The organism is Rubellimicrobium aerolatum (assembly GCF_017872975.1).
GTDB classification, from domain to species: Bacteria; Pseudomonadota; Alphaproteobacteria; order Rhodobacterales; family Rhodobacteraceae; genus Rubellimicrobium; species Rubellimicrobium aerolatum.
Genome location: NZ_JAGGJP010000006.1, coordinates 159,438 through 172,853, shown reverse-complemented (window position 1 = coordinate 172,853; position 13,416 = coordinate 159,438). Strand labels below are relative to the sequence as shown.

Here is a 13,416-nt window from a genome sequence, read left to right as displayed (position 1 = left end):
CATGGGCCCGCTCGACCTCGACTACATGCTGGGGCTGGTGCCGGTGCTCCTGCGCTACCTGCCGCTCACGCTGGGGATGGCAGCGGGCGCGATGGTCCTGGCGCTGGCCCTCGCGGTCGTCCTCGCGATGATCCGGGTGTCGCGCGTGCCGGTGCTCGACCGGCTGGTGCAGGGCTTCGTCAGCTTCTTCCGGGGCACGCCGCTGCTCGTGCAGCTCTTCCTGTTCTACTACGGCCTGCCGCAGATCGTCCCCGCCTTCGCCGCGATCAGCGGCATCCAGGCCGCCATCGCCGGCCTCACGCTCCATTTCGCGGCCTACATGGCCGAAAGCATCCGCGCCGCCATCCTCGGCGTGGATCGCAGCCAGTGGGAGGCGAGCCAGGCCGTCGGCATGACGCAAACGCAGGCGCTCCGCCGCATCGTCCTGCCCCAGGCCGCCCGCGTCGCCGCGCCGACGCTGCTCAACTACTTCATCGACATGATCAAAAGCACCTCGCTCGCCTTCACCCTCGGCGTCACCGAGATGATGGGCGCGGCGCAGAGGGAGGCCGCCGGCAGCTTTCGCTACTTCGAGGCCTTCCTGCTGGTCGCCGTGTTCTACTGGGTCGTCGTCGAGGCCCTGTCCTTCGCCCAGCGTCGGCTCGAAACCGTCCTGAGCCGAGCCTACGCCCGATGATCGAGCTTCAGGGCCTCACGAAGCGGTTCGGCGCGAACACGGTCCTGAACGGCATCGACCTCGCCATCGCGCCGGGCGAGAGGATCGTGGTCATCGGCCCGTCCGGCACCGGCAAATCGACGCTGCTCCGCTGCATCAACTTCCTGGACCGCCCCGACGCCGGCACCATCCGCATCGGCGACCTGACCGTGGACGCCGCCCGCGCGACCAAGGCGCAGATCCTCGCGCTGCGCCGCCGCACCGCCTTCGTGTTCCAGAACTACGCGCTCTTCGCCAACCGCACCGCGCGCGGCAACATCACCGAGGCGCTGTTCACCGTCCGCCGCCTCCCACGCGCCGAGGCCGAGGGCCGCGCCGACGCAATCCTCCGCGACATCGGCCTCGCGGATCGGGGCGACGCCTACCCCGCCGCGCTCTCGGGCGGGCAGCAGCAGCGCGTGGGCATCGGCCGCGCGCTCGCCCTCTCCGCCGACCTCATGCTCTTCGACGAGCCGACCTCGGCGCTCGACCCCGAATGGGTGGGCGAGGTGCTCGACCTGATGCGCCGCATCGCCGAGGCCCGCCAGACCATGCTGATCGTCACCCACGAGATGCAGTTCGCCCGCGAGATCGCCGACCGCGTGCTGTTCATGGAGGGCGGCCGCATCGTCGAGGAAGGCCCGCCCGCGCAACTGTTCGAGTCCCCCCGGGACCCCCGCACCCGCGAGTTCCTCCGCCGCGTCCGCTAGACGTCCAGCCCCAGCCCCCGCAGCGCCTCCAGCGTCCCGGCCGTGGATCGGTGGTGCACGAAGACTCCGCCCGCCTCCTCCCAAAGGTGCCGATACTTCAGCAGGTCGTCCACGAGGATGTCGCCCGGCGCCTCCATGTGGTCCCGCTTGGCCCGCGCCATGGTAGTGATCATCCGCGCTTCGGGGAAGTGCCGCGCGGCCCAGCGCATCTTCTGCGGCGCGGCCCAGGTGCCCTGCGGCGTCCCCGTCAGGATGACGGGATGCAGATGCGCCGTCGCGTCCCACAGCTCGCGCGCGTCCGGCATCAGGGGCAGGCTCCCGAAGAAGTCCCCGTGCCCGGCCAGCCGCGACCAGAAGGCCCGCGCCCCGTGCCGCGCCTCGAACTCGCGCGGCGGCAGCCCCAGTACCTCGGTCGCGAAGGCGTCGAAGTCCGCCAGCACCCCGTCGCAATCCAGGAACAGCTTCGGCATCAGCGCCCCTCCCCGCGCAGCTCCGCGACCCGCGCCGCCAGCCGTTCCAGGAACTCCGTCAGCGCCGCCTCCGGGTCCGTCTCGGCCGAGCTCAGCACCGTGATCCCCCAGCGCTTCAGCACCGCCGCCTGCGCCGGCCCGGCGCACGGCAGGAAGACGTAGCTCGGCGGCCGATTGTCCTGATAGGGCGACCGGCTCCAGCTTTCCCAGATGCGATGCAGCAGCAATCGGATGTTCAGGTCCTGCATCGAATAGCCGACGAACAGCAGCGTCCGGCTCATGGCGTCGGCCCGGAACTTCACGTCCAGCGGGCTGTCGAAGCTCAGGCGCGAGAAGTAGTCCGTCTCGGTCAGCACCAAGCTCGCGTCATCGTCGAAGTCACCGTGGAACTTGACGATCTGCGTGTCCTCGGACCCCGCGAAGGTCAGGTCGCGCTCGTTGGCGATCTTCGCGAAGGGCCGTCCGTGCGACTCGAACGCCACCTCCAGGTTGCGGTCGTAGTTGGTCGTGTAGATCAGCGGGAACCCCAGCTCCACGATGAGCTGGTGGATGCGCGAGTCCCGCACCCGCTCCTCCGACACCTTCCATTCCCGGTCCATCCAGCTCCGCAGCGGCCCGATGCTGCCGTGCCGGATGCGGTAGTATTCGGCCAGGATCGGGTGCCCCAGCGCCGGGCCGGGATCGGTCTCCGCCTCCAGCAGCAGCTCGCGCATCATGTGATCGATCAGCGCCTGCCACGAGGGCAGCCCCACCACCATCGACACGCCCGCGCCGACGAAAAGGATCGCCCGTCGGTCATGGATGGACTGCGCGAGATCTTCGATGTCGGTCGCCATGTCGCGCCCGAAACGGGCCACCCCCGCGATTGTTCCCGCTCAGGCCATCCGCCGCACAAGCCCCAGCGTCGCCACCAGCACCAGCCCGACCGCCAGCCCGACGACCGCCGCCCCCACCGCACCGACAAGCCACGCGACGATCGGCGCGATCGGCCCGGCGAGGCGCGCCGCCGCCTCCGCGATCGTCTCGATCAGGTGCTCGGGCGCCTCCACCCCAAAGCTCTCAAGCCCGTGCAGCAGGAACCCGCCCCCGACCCACAGCATTGCCAGCACGCCCGCGACGCTCAGCACCGCCAGCACCCGCGGCATCCCGCGCACCAGACCGCAGCCCAGCCGGTGCAGCGCCCCCGTGTGCCGCCGCGCCACCGCCGCGCCGATGTCGTCCGCCTTCACGATCAGCGCCACCACGCCATAGACCCCCACCGTGATCGCCACCCCCGCCAGCGCCAGCGCCGCCGCCCGCGTCAGCAGGCTCGACGCCTCGATGGTCGCCAGCGCGATCACCATGATCTCGGTGGACAGGACCAGGTCCGTGCGGATCGCGCCCGAGACCTTGCGCGCCTCCAGCTCCTCCGCCGACCCCGCCGCCTCCAGGTCCTCCGCATGGGCGGCATGGGGATGCAGCCGCTCCACTACCTTCTCAGCCCCCTCGAAGCACAGGTAGGCCCCGCCCGCCATCAGAATCGGCGTCACCAGCCAGGGCAGGAACTCGGCCAGGATGAGCGCCCCCGGCAGGATCAGCAGGAGCTTGTTCCGCAAGGAGCCCAGCGCGATGCGCCAGATGATCGACAGCTCGCGCTCGGCGGCGATGCCGATGACGTAGCGCGGCGTCACCGCCGTGTCGTCGATGACGATCCCCGCCGCCTTGCCGCTGGCCTTGACCGCCTGCGCCGACACGTCGTCCAGGCTCGCCGCCGCCATCTTGGCGATGGCCGCCACGTCGTCGAGCAGCGCGAAGAATCCCGATGCCATGCCGCCCCCTGCCGCCCGATCCCGCCTCAACCCCGCCGACGCCTTAAGGTTTCAGCGTTCCTCCACCCCATGCGCCGCCAGGAACATCGCCACCGCCGCGTCGGCGATGACGCCCACCGCCTCGGCCGAGGGCGGCTCGGGGTCCTTGCCGAACAGCCGGGGCCGCCAGATGCCGGCCGTCGCCAGCGCCACGAACTGCGCCGCCGCGACCGTCACGTCCCCGATCCGCAGCCGCCCCGCCTCCACCTCGCGCGCCAGCAGCGCGGCCAGCGCGTCCTGCGTCCGCTTGGGTCCGCCGTCGTAGAAGCGCGCGCCCAGCTCCGGCATCCGCTGCGCCGTGGCGATCAGGATGCGCTGCGCCCGCACCCCCTCGTCCGAGCAGACGATCCCCGCCAGCCGCGCCGCGAACCGCCGCAACTTCTCCGCCAGGGGCAGGTCGCTCGCCAGAAGCTGCTCGGTGTCGAGGAACAGCCGATCCCGCTCCCGCTCGATCAGGCTGACGAACAGCTCCTCCTTGTTCTCGAAATAGACGTAGATCGTCCCCTTCGACACGCCCGCCGCCCGGCAGATGTCGTTCATGCTGGCGACATCGTAGCCCTGCTCCATGAAGACGCGCCGCGCGCCCTCCAGGATCTGGTCGCGCTTGGCCGGGTCTTCCCCCGCCGCATGGCGACGGGTCGGGGCACCCGGTTCGGGGACAAGGATGGTCTCGTCGGCGGGCCGCATGGATAGGGATCCTCCTGGCTGACACACCCCATATAATCGAACCAGTCGGTTCAATGAACCCTTGAACTGGACCCTGCGTCACGCTACATCAGTGACCGAACTGAACGGTTCGATCCGGCTCCGCCGATTCCCCGCTGCACCTCCCCAAGGACCCCGCCATGTCGAGACATGAACGCCTGAGCCCGGCCGCGAGCCTCGACGCGCCCGCCCCGGCCGCGCCCGCCGCCGCGCCGATCCAGGCCGCGCCGCCGGCCAAGCCCGTGCGCAAGAAGGCCGTCCTCGGCCTCGTCGCGCTCGCCGCGCTGGGCGGCATCGGCTATTGGGCCGAAGGCTACTGGACCGAGGGCCGCTTCCTCGTCGAGACCGACGACGCCTATGTCCAGGCCGACATCGCCCTCATCAGCAGCCGCGTGCAGGGCTACGTGGCCGAGGTGCCGGTGGATGCCAACGACCGCGTGCGCGCCGGCGACGTCCTCGTGCGCCTCGACGACGGCGACTACCGCATCGCCCTCGACACCGCCCGCAGCCGCCTCGCCACCGCCGACGACACCCTCGCCCGCATCGACGCGCAGATCGCCGCCGCCCGCGCCGGCGTCGCGCAGTCCGAGGCCGCCCGCGACGCCGCCGCCGCGCAGCTCCGCACCGCCACCTCGGCGGCCGACCGCGCCCGCAGCCTCGCGGAGACCAACGTCGTTGCCCAGGCCCAGCTCGACGAGGCCAACGAGGCGCTGGACACCGCAACCGCCGGCCTCGCCCAGGCCCAGGCCGCCGTCGCCAGCGCCGAGGCGCAGGTCGATGTGCTGATCGCCCAGCGCAAGGAGGCCGAGGGCACCCGGCGCGAGCTTGACCTCGCGGTGCAGCAGGCCCAGCGCAACCTCGACCTCACCGTGCTGCGCGCGCCCGCCGATGGCACGCTGGCGAACCTGACGCTCCAGACCGGCGACCTCGTGCAGCCCGGCGCGCGCCTCGCTGCGCTCGTCCCCGACGGCGACCTCTACATCGAGGCCAACTACAAGGAGACGCAGATGGAGGGCATCGCCCCCGGCGCGACCGTCCACGTCACGTTCGACGCCCTGCCGGACCGGGAGTTCGAGGCCACCGTCGCCTCCACCGCCCCCGCCACGGGGTCGGTCTTCTCGCTCCTGCCCGCCGACAACGCGACCGGCAACTTCACCAAGGTCGTCCAGCGCGTCCCCGTCCGCATCGCGATCCCCGCCGAGGCGCTCGCCACCGGCCAGCTCCGCGCCGGCCTCTCGGCGGTCGTCGCCGTGGACAGCCGCACCGCGCCCGAATCCGACCCGCAGGTCGCCGCCGTCACGGAGTAACCGCCCATGGCCGTCCCCCACGAGGAGCCCGAGCTCACCCCGCGCCGCGTCCTGGCCTTCCTGGTCATGGTGTTCGGGATGTTCATGGCCATCCTCGACATCCAGATCGTCTCGGCCTCCCTGCCCGAGATCCAGGCGGGGCTGGGCGCCAGCAGCGACGAGATCAGCTGGGTCCAGACCAGCTATCTCATCGCCGAGGTCATCATGATCCCGCTCTCGGGCTTCCTCGGCCGGGTCATGTCCACGCGGCTCCTCTTCGCCGTGTCCGCCGCCGGCTTCACGGCCACGAGCTTCCTTTGCGCCATGTCCTCCTCGATCAACGAGATGATCCTGTGGCGCGGCCTCCAGGGCTTCCTCGGCGGCGGCATGATCCCCTCGGTCTTCGCGGCGGCCTTCACCATCTTCCCCAGTTCGAAGCGGTCCATCGTCTCGCCCATGGTGGGCCTCGTCGCGACGCTCGCCCCCACCGTGGGCCCGACGCTCGGCGGCTATCTCAGCAACACCTTCTCCTGGCACTGGCTGTTCCTGGTGAACGTGGTGCCCGGCATCGTCGTCACCCTCGCCGCCCTGGCGCTGATCGACTTCGACCGCCCGAACTGGAAGCTCTTCGGCAGGTTCGACTGGTGGGGCCTCCTCGCCCTCGCCGCCTTCCTCGGCGGACTCGAATTCGTGCTGGAGGAAGGCCCCGCCAACGACTGGTTCGCCGACGAGCTGGTGGCGATCACCGCCGCCGTCGCCGCGCTGGGCTGCGTCGTCACCTTCTGGCGCGCCTTCACCCGCGACGAGCCGCTGGTGGACCTGTCGGCCTTCGGCAACACCAACTTCGCCGTGGGCTCGGTGTTCAGCTTCGTCATGGGGATCGGCCTCTACGGCCTGACCTACCTCTACCCGCTCTATCTCGGCGCGGTGCGCGGCTACGACAGCCTGATGATCGGCGAGACGGTGTTCGTCTCGGGCCTCGCGATGTTCGTCTCCGCGCCCCTCGCCGGCATCCTGTCCTCCAGGCTCGACCTCCGCGTGATGCTGCTCCTCGGCTTCATCGGCTTCGCCTCCTCGACCTGGATGCTCACCGGCCTCACCGCCGACTGGGACTTCCAGGAACTCCTCTGGCCGCAGATCCTCCGGGGCCTGTCGCTGATGATCTGCATGGTGCCGATCAACAACCTCGCGCTCGGCACCCTCTCGCCCGCCAAGATCAAGGGCGCCTCGGGCCTCTACAACCTGATGCGGAACCTCGGCGGCGCCGTGGGCCTCGCGGTGATCGCCACGCTCCTGTCGGACCGCGGCGACCTCCACTACCAGCGCCTGTCCGAATCCGTCACCTGGTCCAACCCCGAGGCCCTGCGCCAGCTCGACCTCATGGCCGCGAACCTGAACGCGCAAGGGATCGACGGCACGACCGGCGCGCTCGCCCAGATGGCGCAGCGCCTCCAGGGTCAGGCGGCGGTGATGTCCTTCATCGACGTCTTCGTGCTCATCACCGTCCTGTTCGGCGGCCTCGCCCTGACGGCGCTCCTGATGAAGAAGCCCGTCATGGCCGGGCAGGCCTCCGCCCACTGACCGGACGGCCCGCCCCTCAAGGCGCGGGCCTCCGCGCCCTTACAGGTAGCGGTTGACGAGGTTCTCCAGCCGCTCCTGCCGGCCCGAGCGCGGCTGCGGGTCGATCCCCGCCGACAGCGCCCGCTCGGCCAGCGCGCCGAGGTCCGACCCCAGCAGGTCGCCCGCCTTGTCCCACCCGGCATAGCGCTCAGCCCGCGCCGCCTCCAGCCGGCCGTCCTCCAGCATCCGCGCCGCCGCCTTCAGCCCCGCCGCGCAGCAGTCCATCGCCCCCACGTGCGCCAGGATCAGGTCCTCGGGGTCGAGCGACTGCCGCCGCACCTTGGCGTCGAAGTTCGTCCCCCCCGTGGTGAACCCCCCGGCCTTCAGCACCTCGTAATAGGCCAGCATCATCTCCGGCACGTTGGTCGGGAACTGGTCGGTGTCCCAGCCCGACTGGTAGTCGTTCTTGTTCATGTCGATCGACCCGAACACCCCCAGCGCCGCCGCCAGCGCCAGCTCGTGCTCGAACGAGTGCCCCGCAAGGATCGCGTGCCCCTGCTCGATGTTGAGCTTGACCTCGTTCTCCAGCCCGAAGTCCTTCAGGAAGCCATACACCGTCGCCACGTCGTAGTCGTATTGGTGCTTGGTCGGCTCCTGCGGCTTCGGCTCGATCAGGATCGTCCCCCCGAACCCGATCCTGTGCTTGTAGTCCACGACCATCGACAGGAACCGCCCCGCCTGCTCGCGCTCGCGCTTCAGGTCGGTGTTGAGCAGCGTCTCGTAGCCCTCGCGCCCGCCCCAGAGCACGTAGTTCTCCCCGTTCAGGCGGTGCGTCGCGTCCAGGCACCCCTTCACCGTCGCCGCCGACCACAGGAACACCTCCGGGTCCGGGTTCGTCGCCGCCCCCGCCATGAACCGGCGGTTCGAGAACAGGTTGGCCGTGCCCCAGAGGCACTTGACCCCCGTCTGCTCCATCCTGCCGCCGATGTGGTCGATGATCTCGTCCAGCCGCGACAGGCTCTCGGCCAGCGTCGCCCCCTCGGGCCGGATGTCGGCGTCGTGCCAGCAGAAATACGGCGCCCCCAGGATGCGGAACATCTCGAAGGCCTCGTCCGCCTTCAGCCGCGCGTGGTCCATGTCGTCGCCGAACCAGGGCCGCTCGAAGGTCTGCCCGCCGAAGGGGTCGCCCCCCGGCCAGGCAAAGCTGTGCCACCACGCCACCGAGAACCGCAGATGATCCCGCAGCGTCTTGCCCATCACCACCGCGTCCGCGTCGTAGTGCCGGAACGCGAACTCGTTGCCGCTCTCCGGGCCCTCGTAACGGATCTCGGGAATGCCGTCGAAATATCCAGCCATCATGTCCTCCGTGGTCAATGGCGGCCCTTCAGGGCCTTGTAGGCGTCGCGGTAGCGGGCGTGGGCCTCCGCGAAGGCGGGCGCGAGCGCGCGGTCGGGCTCGACCACCCGCGCGATGGGGGGCGCGGTGGCGATCTCCACCCCCGCGCCGGTCGCGGCCATCATCGCCAGCCGCGCCGCGCCGAAGGCCCCGCCAAAGTCGCCCGCGACCGGCAGCTCCACCGGCAGCCCCAGCGACGTGGCGATGGCCCGCACCCAATACTCCGACCGCGAGCCCCCGCCCACGGCGATCAGCCGCTCGATTCGAGTCCCCGTCCCCGACAGCGCGTCAAAGCTGTCCCGCACCGCGTGCGTCACCCCCTCCAGCACGGCGCGGGTCAGCGCCGTCCGGTCGGTGGCATGATCCAGATGCAGGAACGACCCCCGCACGGCCGCGTCGTTGTGGGGCGTCCGCTCCCCGCCCAGGTAGGGCAGGAACAGCGTCCGCCCCGGCGCGCGCAGCTCGCCCAGCTCCCCGGTCAGGTCGGATGCCTTGCGCCCCACGATCTTCGCATACCAGTTCAGCGCGTCGGCGGCGGCCAGGATCACCCCCATCTGGTGCCACGTCGCCGGAAGCGCGTGGCAGAAGGTATGCACCGCGCTCGCGGCGTCCGGCTGGTAGGCGTCCGAGGCCGCGAACAGCACCCCCGAGGTGCCGAGCGAGACGAACGCCTCCCCCGCCTTCACCACGCCCACGCCCACGGCGGACGCGGCGTTGTCCCCGCCGCCCCCGGCCACGACGACGTCCTCCGGCAACCCCCACTGCGCCGCCAGCTCCGCCCGCAGCACGCCGGACGCCTCCGACCCCTCCACGAGGCGCGGCATCTGCCCCCGCCCCAGATCGGTCGCCGCCAGCAGCCCGTCGTCCCAGTCCCGCTTGCCGGTATCGAGCCACGAGGTCCCCGCCGCGTCCGACATCTCGGCCACGGCCTCGCCGGTCAGCCACAGCCGCAGGTAGTCCTTGGGCAGCAGCACCAGCGCCACCTTGCCGAACACCTCCGGCTCGTGGTTCCGCACCCAGGCCAGCTTCGGCGCGGTGAAGCCGGGGAACACGATGTTCCCCGTCACCGCCCGGAAGCGCGGGTCGGCATCCAGCGCCGCCGCCTCGGCGTGGCTCCGCGTGTCGTTCCACAGGATGCAGGGCCGCAGCACCCGGTGGCCTTCGTCCAGCAGCGTCGCCCCGTGCATCTGCCCCGACAGCCCGATCCCGCGCACCGCCCCCAGGTCCGCCGCCGCCCGCAGCTCCCGCATCACCGCGTCCGTGGCGGCCAGCCACGCCGCCGGGTCCTGCTCGCTCCAGCCGTCCTGCGGGCGCGACACCTCCAAGGGCGCCGTCGCCTCCGCCCGGATCGCCTGCGCGTCGTCGATGAGCACCCCCTTCAGCCCGGAGGTGCCGAGGTCGAGTCCGATGAACATGATGAGATTCTCCCGTTCCCGACCGGGTCCTAGCACGGGGCGCGGCCCCGGTTCACCCCCGTGCGATGGGCGGTCAGGCCGCCTCGCGACGCGGGTTCTTGCCCAGGATGATCATCGACAGGATGTCGTCCTCCGACACGTCCTCGACCCGCTCGCTCCCCACCAGCCGGCCGTTCTTCATCACCGTCACCCGGTCGCAGAGCCCCATCACGTCATGGATGTCGTGGCTGATGAGGAAGATCCCCAACCCCTGCGCCTTCAGCTCCTTGACCAGCTCCGCCACCATCGCCGTCTCGTGGACGCCCAGCGCCGCCGTCGGCTCGTCCATGATGAGGATGCGGGCGTTGAAATACACCGCCCGCGCGATGGCGACCGACTGCCGCTGCCCGCCCGACAGCGCCTTCACCGGATCGGCGAACTTGCGGAAGTTGGGGTTGAGCTTGGCCATGATCCGCCGCGTCTCCGCCTCCATCCGCGCGTCGTCCACGAGGCCCAGCGGCGTCGTCAGCTCCCGCCCCAGGAACAGGTTCGAGGCGGCGTCGAGGTTGTCCGCCAGCGCCAGCGTCTGGTAGATCGTCTCGATGTTGTGGGTGCGCGCGTCGCGGGGATTGTCGATCCGCACCGGCTTCCCGTCGATCAGGACCTCCCCCGAATCGGCCTTGTAGGCCCCCGACAGGATCTTGATGAGCGTGCTCTTCCCCGCCCCGTTGTGCCCCAGCAGCCCAACGACCTCGCCGGGCCACAGGTCCACCGTGACGTGATCCACCGCCCTGACGCCGCCGAAGGCGATGGAGATGTCCCGCATCTCCAGCAAGGGCGTCCCGCTGCGATCCACGCTCATTTCAACGCCCCCGTGCGCTTGCGATAGATGGTGTCGATCCAGACCGCGACGACCAGCACCGCGCCGACGACGATGTTCTGGAACGGCGTGTCCACCCCCACCATCCCCATCCCCGACTGGAGCGACTGCATGATGAGCGCCCCCAGGATCGCGCCGTAGATGGTGCCGATCCCCCCGGCCAGCGCCGTGCCGCCGATCACCGCCGCCGCGATCACCCGCAGCTCGTCCAGCGTGCCGATGTCGTTGCCGTGGCTCTGGAGCCGCGCCTGGCTCACCAGCGCCGCCAGCCCGCACAGGAACCCCATGAGCGCGAAGACCTTGACGGTCAGCCAGCGCGTGTTGATCCCCGACAGCTCCGCCGCGTCCGGGTTGCCGCCCGTGGCGAAGATGTAGCGCCCGAACCGCGTCCGCCGCGCCACCACCGTCATCACCGCCGCCACCACGATCAGCAGCAGCACCGACACCGGCAGCCCGTGATAGGCGGTGAAGCCCTCGGGCATCACCTCGCCCCGCGCCTCGAACTGCCGCCGCAGCTTGGTCGCCGCGATCGGATAGGCGTTCAGCACCGCCACGAAGCCCAGCACCGCCCCGGCGATCACCGCGATCAGCAGCCCCTCCGCCCAGGCGGGCTTCACCGCAAAGCCGTGCCGCCGCTTGGCCCGCCGCGCGCCCAGCAGCGCCAACGCCAGCCCCAGCGCCAGCAGCCCGCCCACGACCCAGCTCGGCCCCCGGCCCAGCACCCCCTCGGTGCCGCCGAAGTCCAGCACCCGCTCGTTGGTCAGCGCCACCGACTGCCCGTTGGTGATGTACCAGTTCAGGTTCCGCCACACGAACAGGCCGCCCAGCGTGACGATGAAGGACGGGATCCCCTGATACCCGATCAGCCACCCGTGCAGCGCCCCGATGGCCGTCCCCACAACCAGCCCGACGACGACCGTCACCGGCATGATGAGCGGGCTGTCCAGCCCCACCACCCCCGGCAGCACGTAGGCCTGCGTCATCGCCATGGTGGCCGAGCACATGGCCAGCAGCGCCCCCACCGACAGGTCGATCTGCCGCGTCACGATCACGAAGACCATGCCCGTCGCCATGATCCCCACCGCCACCGTCTGCACGGCGATGTTGAAGATGTTGCGCGGGCTCAGGAACGTCCCGCCCGTCCAGACCCAGAACCCCAGGCAGAGCAGCACGAAGGCCGCCACCATCCCGAACAGCCGCTTGTCCAGCTCCAGCGTGTCGGCCAGTCCCCGCCGCTCGGGCGTGCCCCCGGCCAGTCGTCCCACGTCGCTCATCTCAAGGTCCCCCTCCGGGCCGGGCGCGCGCCCTTGGACGCGCGCCCCCGCGACAGCTTACTGGCAGACCGCCACGTCGGCGGCGTTCACGCCCTGGCAGAGCATGTCCTTGGCGATCCAGCCCGCATCCAGCACCACGTTCAGGTTCTCCCGCGTGACCGGGATCGGCGCCAGCAGGATGGAGTTCACCGTGGTTCCGCCCGGCGTGGTGAAGGGCTGCACGCCCTCGATGGCGTCGGGCGCGGTGCCCTCGGCCAGCGCGACCGCCACCTCGCCCGCCGTCCGGCCCAGCTCGCGCGAATCCTTCCAGACCGACACCGTCTGCGTCCCCATCGCCACGCGGTTCAGCGCCGCCATGTCGCCGTCCTGGCCGGACACCGGGATGCCCTCCATCCCCTGCGCGGTCAGCGCCGCCACGACGCCGCCCGCCGTGCCGTCGTTGCTGGCCACCACCGCATCCACGGCGTTGTCCTGCTGCGTCAGGATCTGCTCCATGTTGCGCTGGGCGTTCGCGGGCTGCCAGTCGTCGGTGTAGGCCTCGGCGACGATGGTGATCGCCCCCGAATCGATGGCCTCCTGGAGCACTTCCTGCTGGCCGCCCCGCAGGAAGTCCGCGTTCGGATCGACCGGCGAGCCCTTGATCATCACGTAGTTGCCCTCGGGCGCCGCCGCCAGCACGGCCCGCGCCTGCATCCGCCCGACCTCCACGTTGTCGAAGGTGATGTAGAAGGCCCGCGCGTCGTCGATCAGCCGGTCGTAGCCCACCACGGGGATCCCCGCGTCCTCGGCCGCGTCCAGCGCCGGCGCGATGGCCGCGCTGTCCTGCGCCAGGATGATGAGGGCGTCCACGCCCTGCGTGATCAGGCTGTCCACGTCCGCGAGCTGCTTGGTCGGCGAGGTCTGGGCATCGGCCGAGACATAGGTGCCCCCCGCCGCCTCGATGGCGGACTTGATCGCCGCCTCGTCGGTCTTCCAGCGCTCCTCGCGGAAGTTGGACCAGCTCACGCCGACCGTCGGACCTTCCTGCGCCATCGCCACGGACGCCGCCACGGCCGCCACGGCGGACGCCAGCAGAACGGATTTCCTCATGTCTCTCTCCCTGTTTGCGGTCGGCTTCGTTGAGCCGGCCGGGCAACGCGCGCCTCTCGGGGTTATCGCGCGATCACCATTCATTGTCAAAAGCAGATTTCCGCAAGGTTCT

Annotated in this window: 13 protein-coding genes; 4 read left to right on the top strand and 9 right to left on the bottom strand. The window is 70.8% G+C overall.

Translation table 11 applies throughout. The features are described from left to right. Position 1: 1 nt before the first annotated feature. Together J2Z33_RS09300 and J2Z33_RS09295 are read left to right on the top strand one after the other, a co-directional pair. Entirely contained in the window at positions 2 to 676 is a 675-nt protein-coding gene (locus tag J2Z33_RS09300) for an amino acid ABC transporter permease (protein WP_209840145.1), read from the top strand. Then, entirely contained in the window at positions 673 to 1,404 is a 732-nt protein-coding gene (locus J2Z33_RS09295; protein ID WP_209840142.1) for an amino acid ABC transporter ATP-binding protein, read from the top strand. Before J2Z33_RS09300 ends, J2Z33_RS09295 begins: the two co-directional genes overlap by 4 nt. Here the strand turns inward: J2Z33_RS09295 and J2Z33_RS09290 are convergent. From J2Z33_RS09290 to J2Z33_RS09275, 4 genes are read right to left on the bottom strand one after another with little or no spacing between them, the layout of a single operon-like run. Beyond that, positions 1,401 to 1,874, bottom strand: coding sequence for an HAD family hydrolase (locus J2Z33_RS09290; protein WP_209840140.1), 474 nt, complete (start codon positions 1,872 to 1,874; stop codon positions 1,401 to 1,403). The genes J2Z33_RS09295 and J2Z33_RS09290 overlap by 4 nt on opposite strands. Continuing rightward, positions 1,874 to 2,731 (bottom strand): SIR2 family NAD-dependent protein deacylase, encoded by an 858-nt coding sequence (locus J2Z33_RS09285; RefSeq protein ID WP_209840138.1) that lies wholly within the window; start codon positions 2,729 to 2,731, stop codon positions 1,874 to 1,876. Before J2Z33_RS09285 ends, J2Z33_RS09290 begins: the two co-directional genes overlap by 1 nt. Before the next feature lie 18 nt (positions 2,732 to 2,749). Further along, a complete protein-coding gene (locus J2Z33_RS09280; RefSeq protein WP_209840137.1) occupies positions 2,750 to 3,682 on the bottom strand; it encodes a DUF808 domain-containing protein in 933 nt (310 codons plus the stop codon). A 51-nt stretch (positions 3,683 to 3,733) separates the two neighbouring features. Next, complete coding sequence (locus J2Z33_RS09275; protein ID WP_209840135.1) at positions 3,734 to 4,408, bottom strand: TetR/AcrR family transcriptional regulator; 675 nt, start codon at positions 4,406 to 4,408, stop codon at positions 3,734 to 3,736. Positions 4,409 to 4,566: 158 nt separating this feature from the next. On the opposite strand from J2Z33_RS09275, the gene J2Z33_RS09270 reads away from it, so the two are divergent. Together J2Z33_RS09270 and J2Z33_RS09265 are read left to right on the top strand one after the other, a co-directional pair. Beyond that, positions 4,567 to 5,733 carry an HlyD family secretion protein gene (locus J2Z33_RS09270; RefSeq protein ID WP_209840133.1) on the top strand — a complete coding sequence of 389 codons (1,167 nt, stop codon included), beginning with the start codon at positions 4,567 to 4,569 and terminating at the stop codon, positions 5,731 to 5,733. Between the two features lie 6 nt (positions 5,734 to 5,739). Further along, complete coding sequence (locus tag J2Z33_RS09265) at positions 5,740 to 7,293, top strand: DHA2 family efflux MFS transporter permease subunit (RefSeq protein WP_209840131.1); 1,554 nt, start codon at positions 5,740 to 5,742, stop codon at positions 7,291 to 7,293. 39 nt (positions 7,294 to 7,332) lie between these two features. Here J2Z33_RS09265 and xylA read toward each other — a convergent pair whose 3' ends face one another. The 5 genes from xylA to xylF form a co-directional block, all read right to left on the bottom strand. Further along, the gene (gene xylA, locus J2Z33_RS09260) at positions 7,333 to 8,628 is read right to left on the bottom strand and encodes a xylose isomerase (RefSeq protein ID WP_209840129.1); all 1,296 of its coding nucleotides are present in this window, start codon (positions 8,626 to 8,628) and stop codon (positions 7,333 to 7,335) included. Between the two features lie 14 nt (positions 8,629 to 8,642). After that, positions 8,643 to 10,082 (bottom strand): xylulokinase, encoded by a 1,440-nt coding sequence (gene xylB / locus J2Z33_RS09255; RefSeq protein WP_209840127.1) that lies wholly within the window; start codon positions 10,080 to 10,082, stop codon positions 8,643 to 8,645. A 73-nt stretch (positions 10,083 to 10,155) separates the two neighbouring features. After that, on the bottom strand, positions 10,156 to 10,923 hold the full coding sequence (locus J2Z33_RS09250) for an ATP-binding cassette domain-containing protein (RefSeq protein ID WP_209840125.1): 768 nt from the start codon (positions 10,921 to 10,923) through the stop codon (positions 10,156 to 10,158). Then, positions 10,920 to 12,215 carry a sugar ABC transporter permease gene (locus tag J2Z33_RS09245; protein ID WP_209840123.1) on the bottom strand — a complete coding sequence of 432 codons (1,296 nt, stop codon included), beginning with the start codon at positions 12,213 to 12,215 and terminating at the stop codon, positions 10,920 to 10,922. The genes J2Z33_RS09250 and J2Z33_RS09245 overlap by 4 nt, the downstream gene beginning before the upstream one ends. A 57-nt stretch (positions 12,216 to 12,272) precedes the next feature. After that, positions 12,273 to 13,304 (bottom strand): D-xylose ABC transporter substrate-binding protein, encoded by a 1,032-nt coding sequence (gene xylF, locus J2Z33_RS09240; protein WP_209840122.1) that lies wholly within the window; start codon positions 13,302 to 13,304, stop codon positions 12,273 to 12,275. Positions 13,305 to 13,416: the final 112 nt, after the last annotated feature.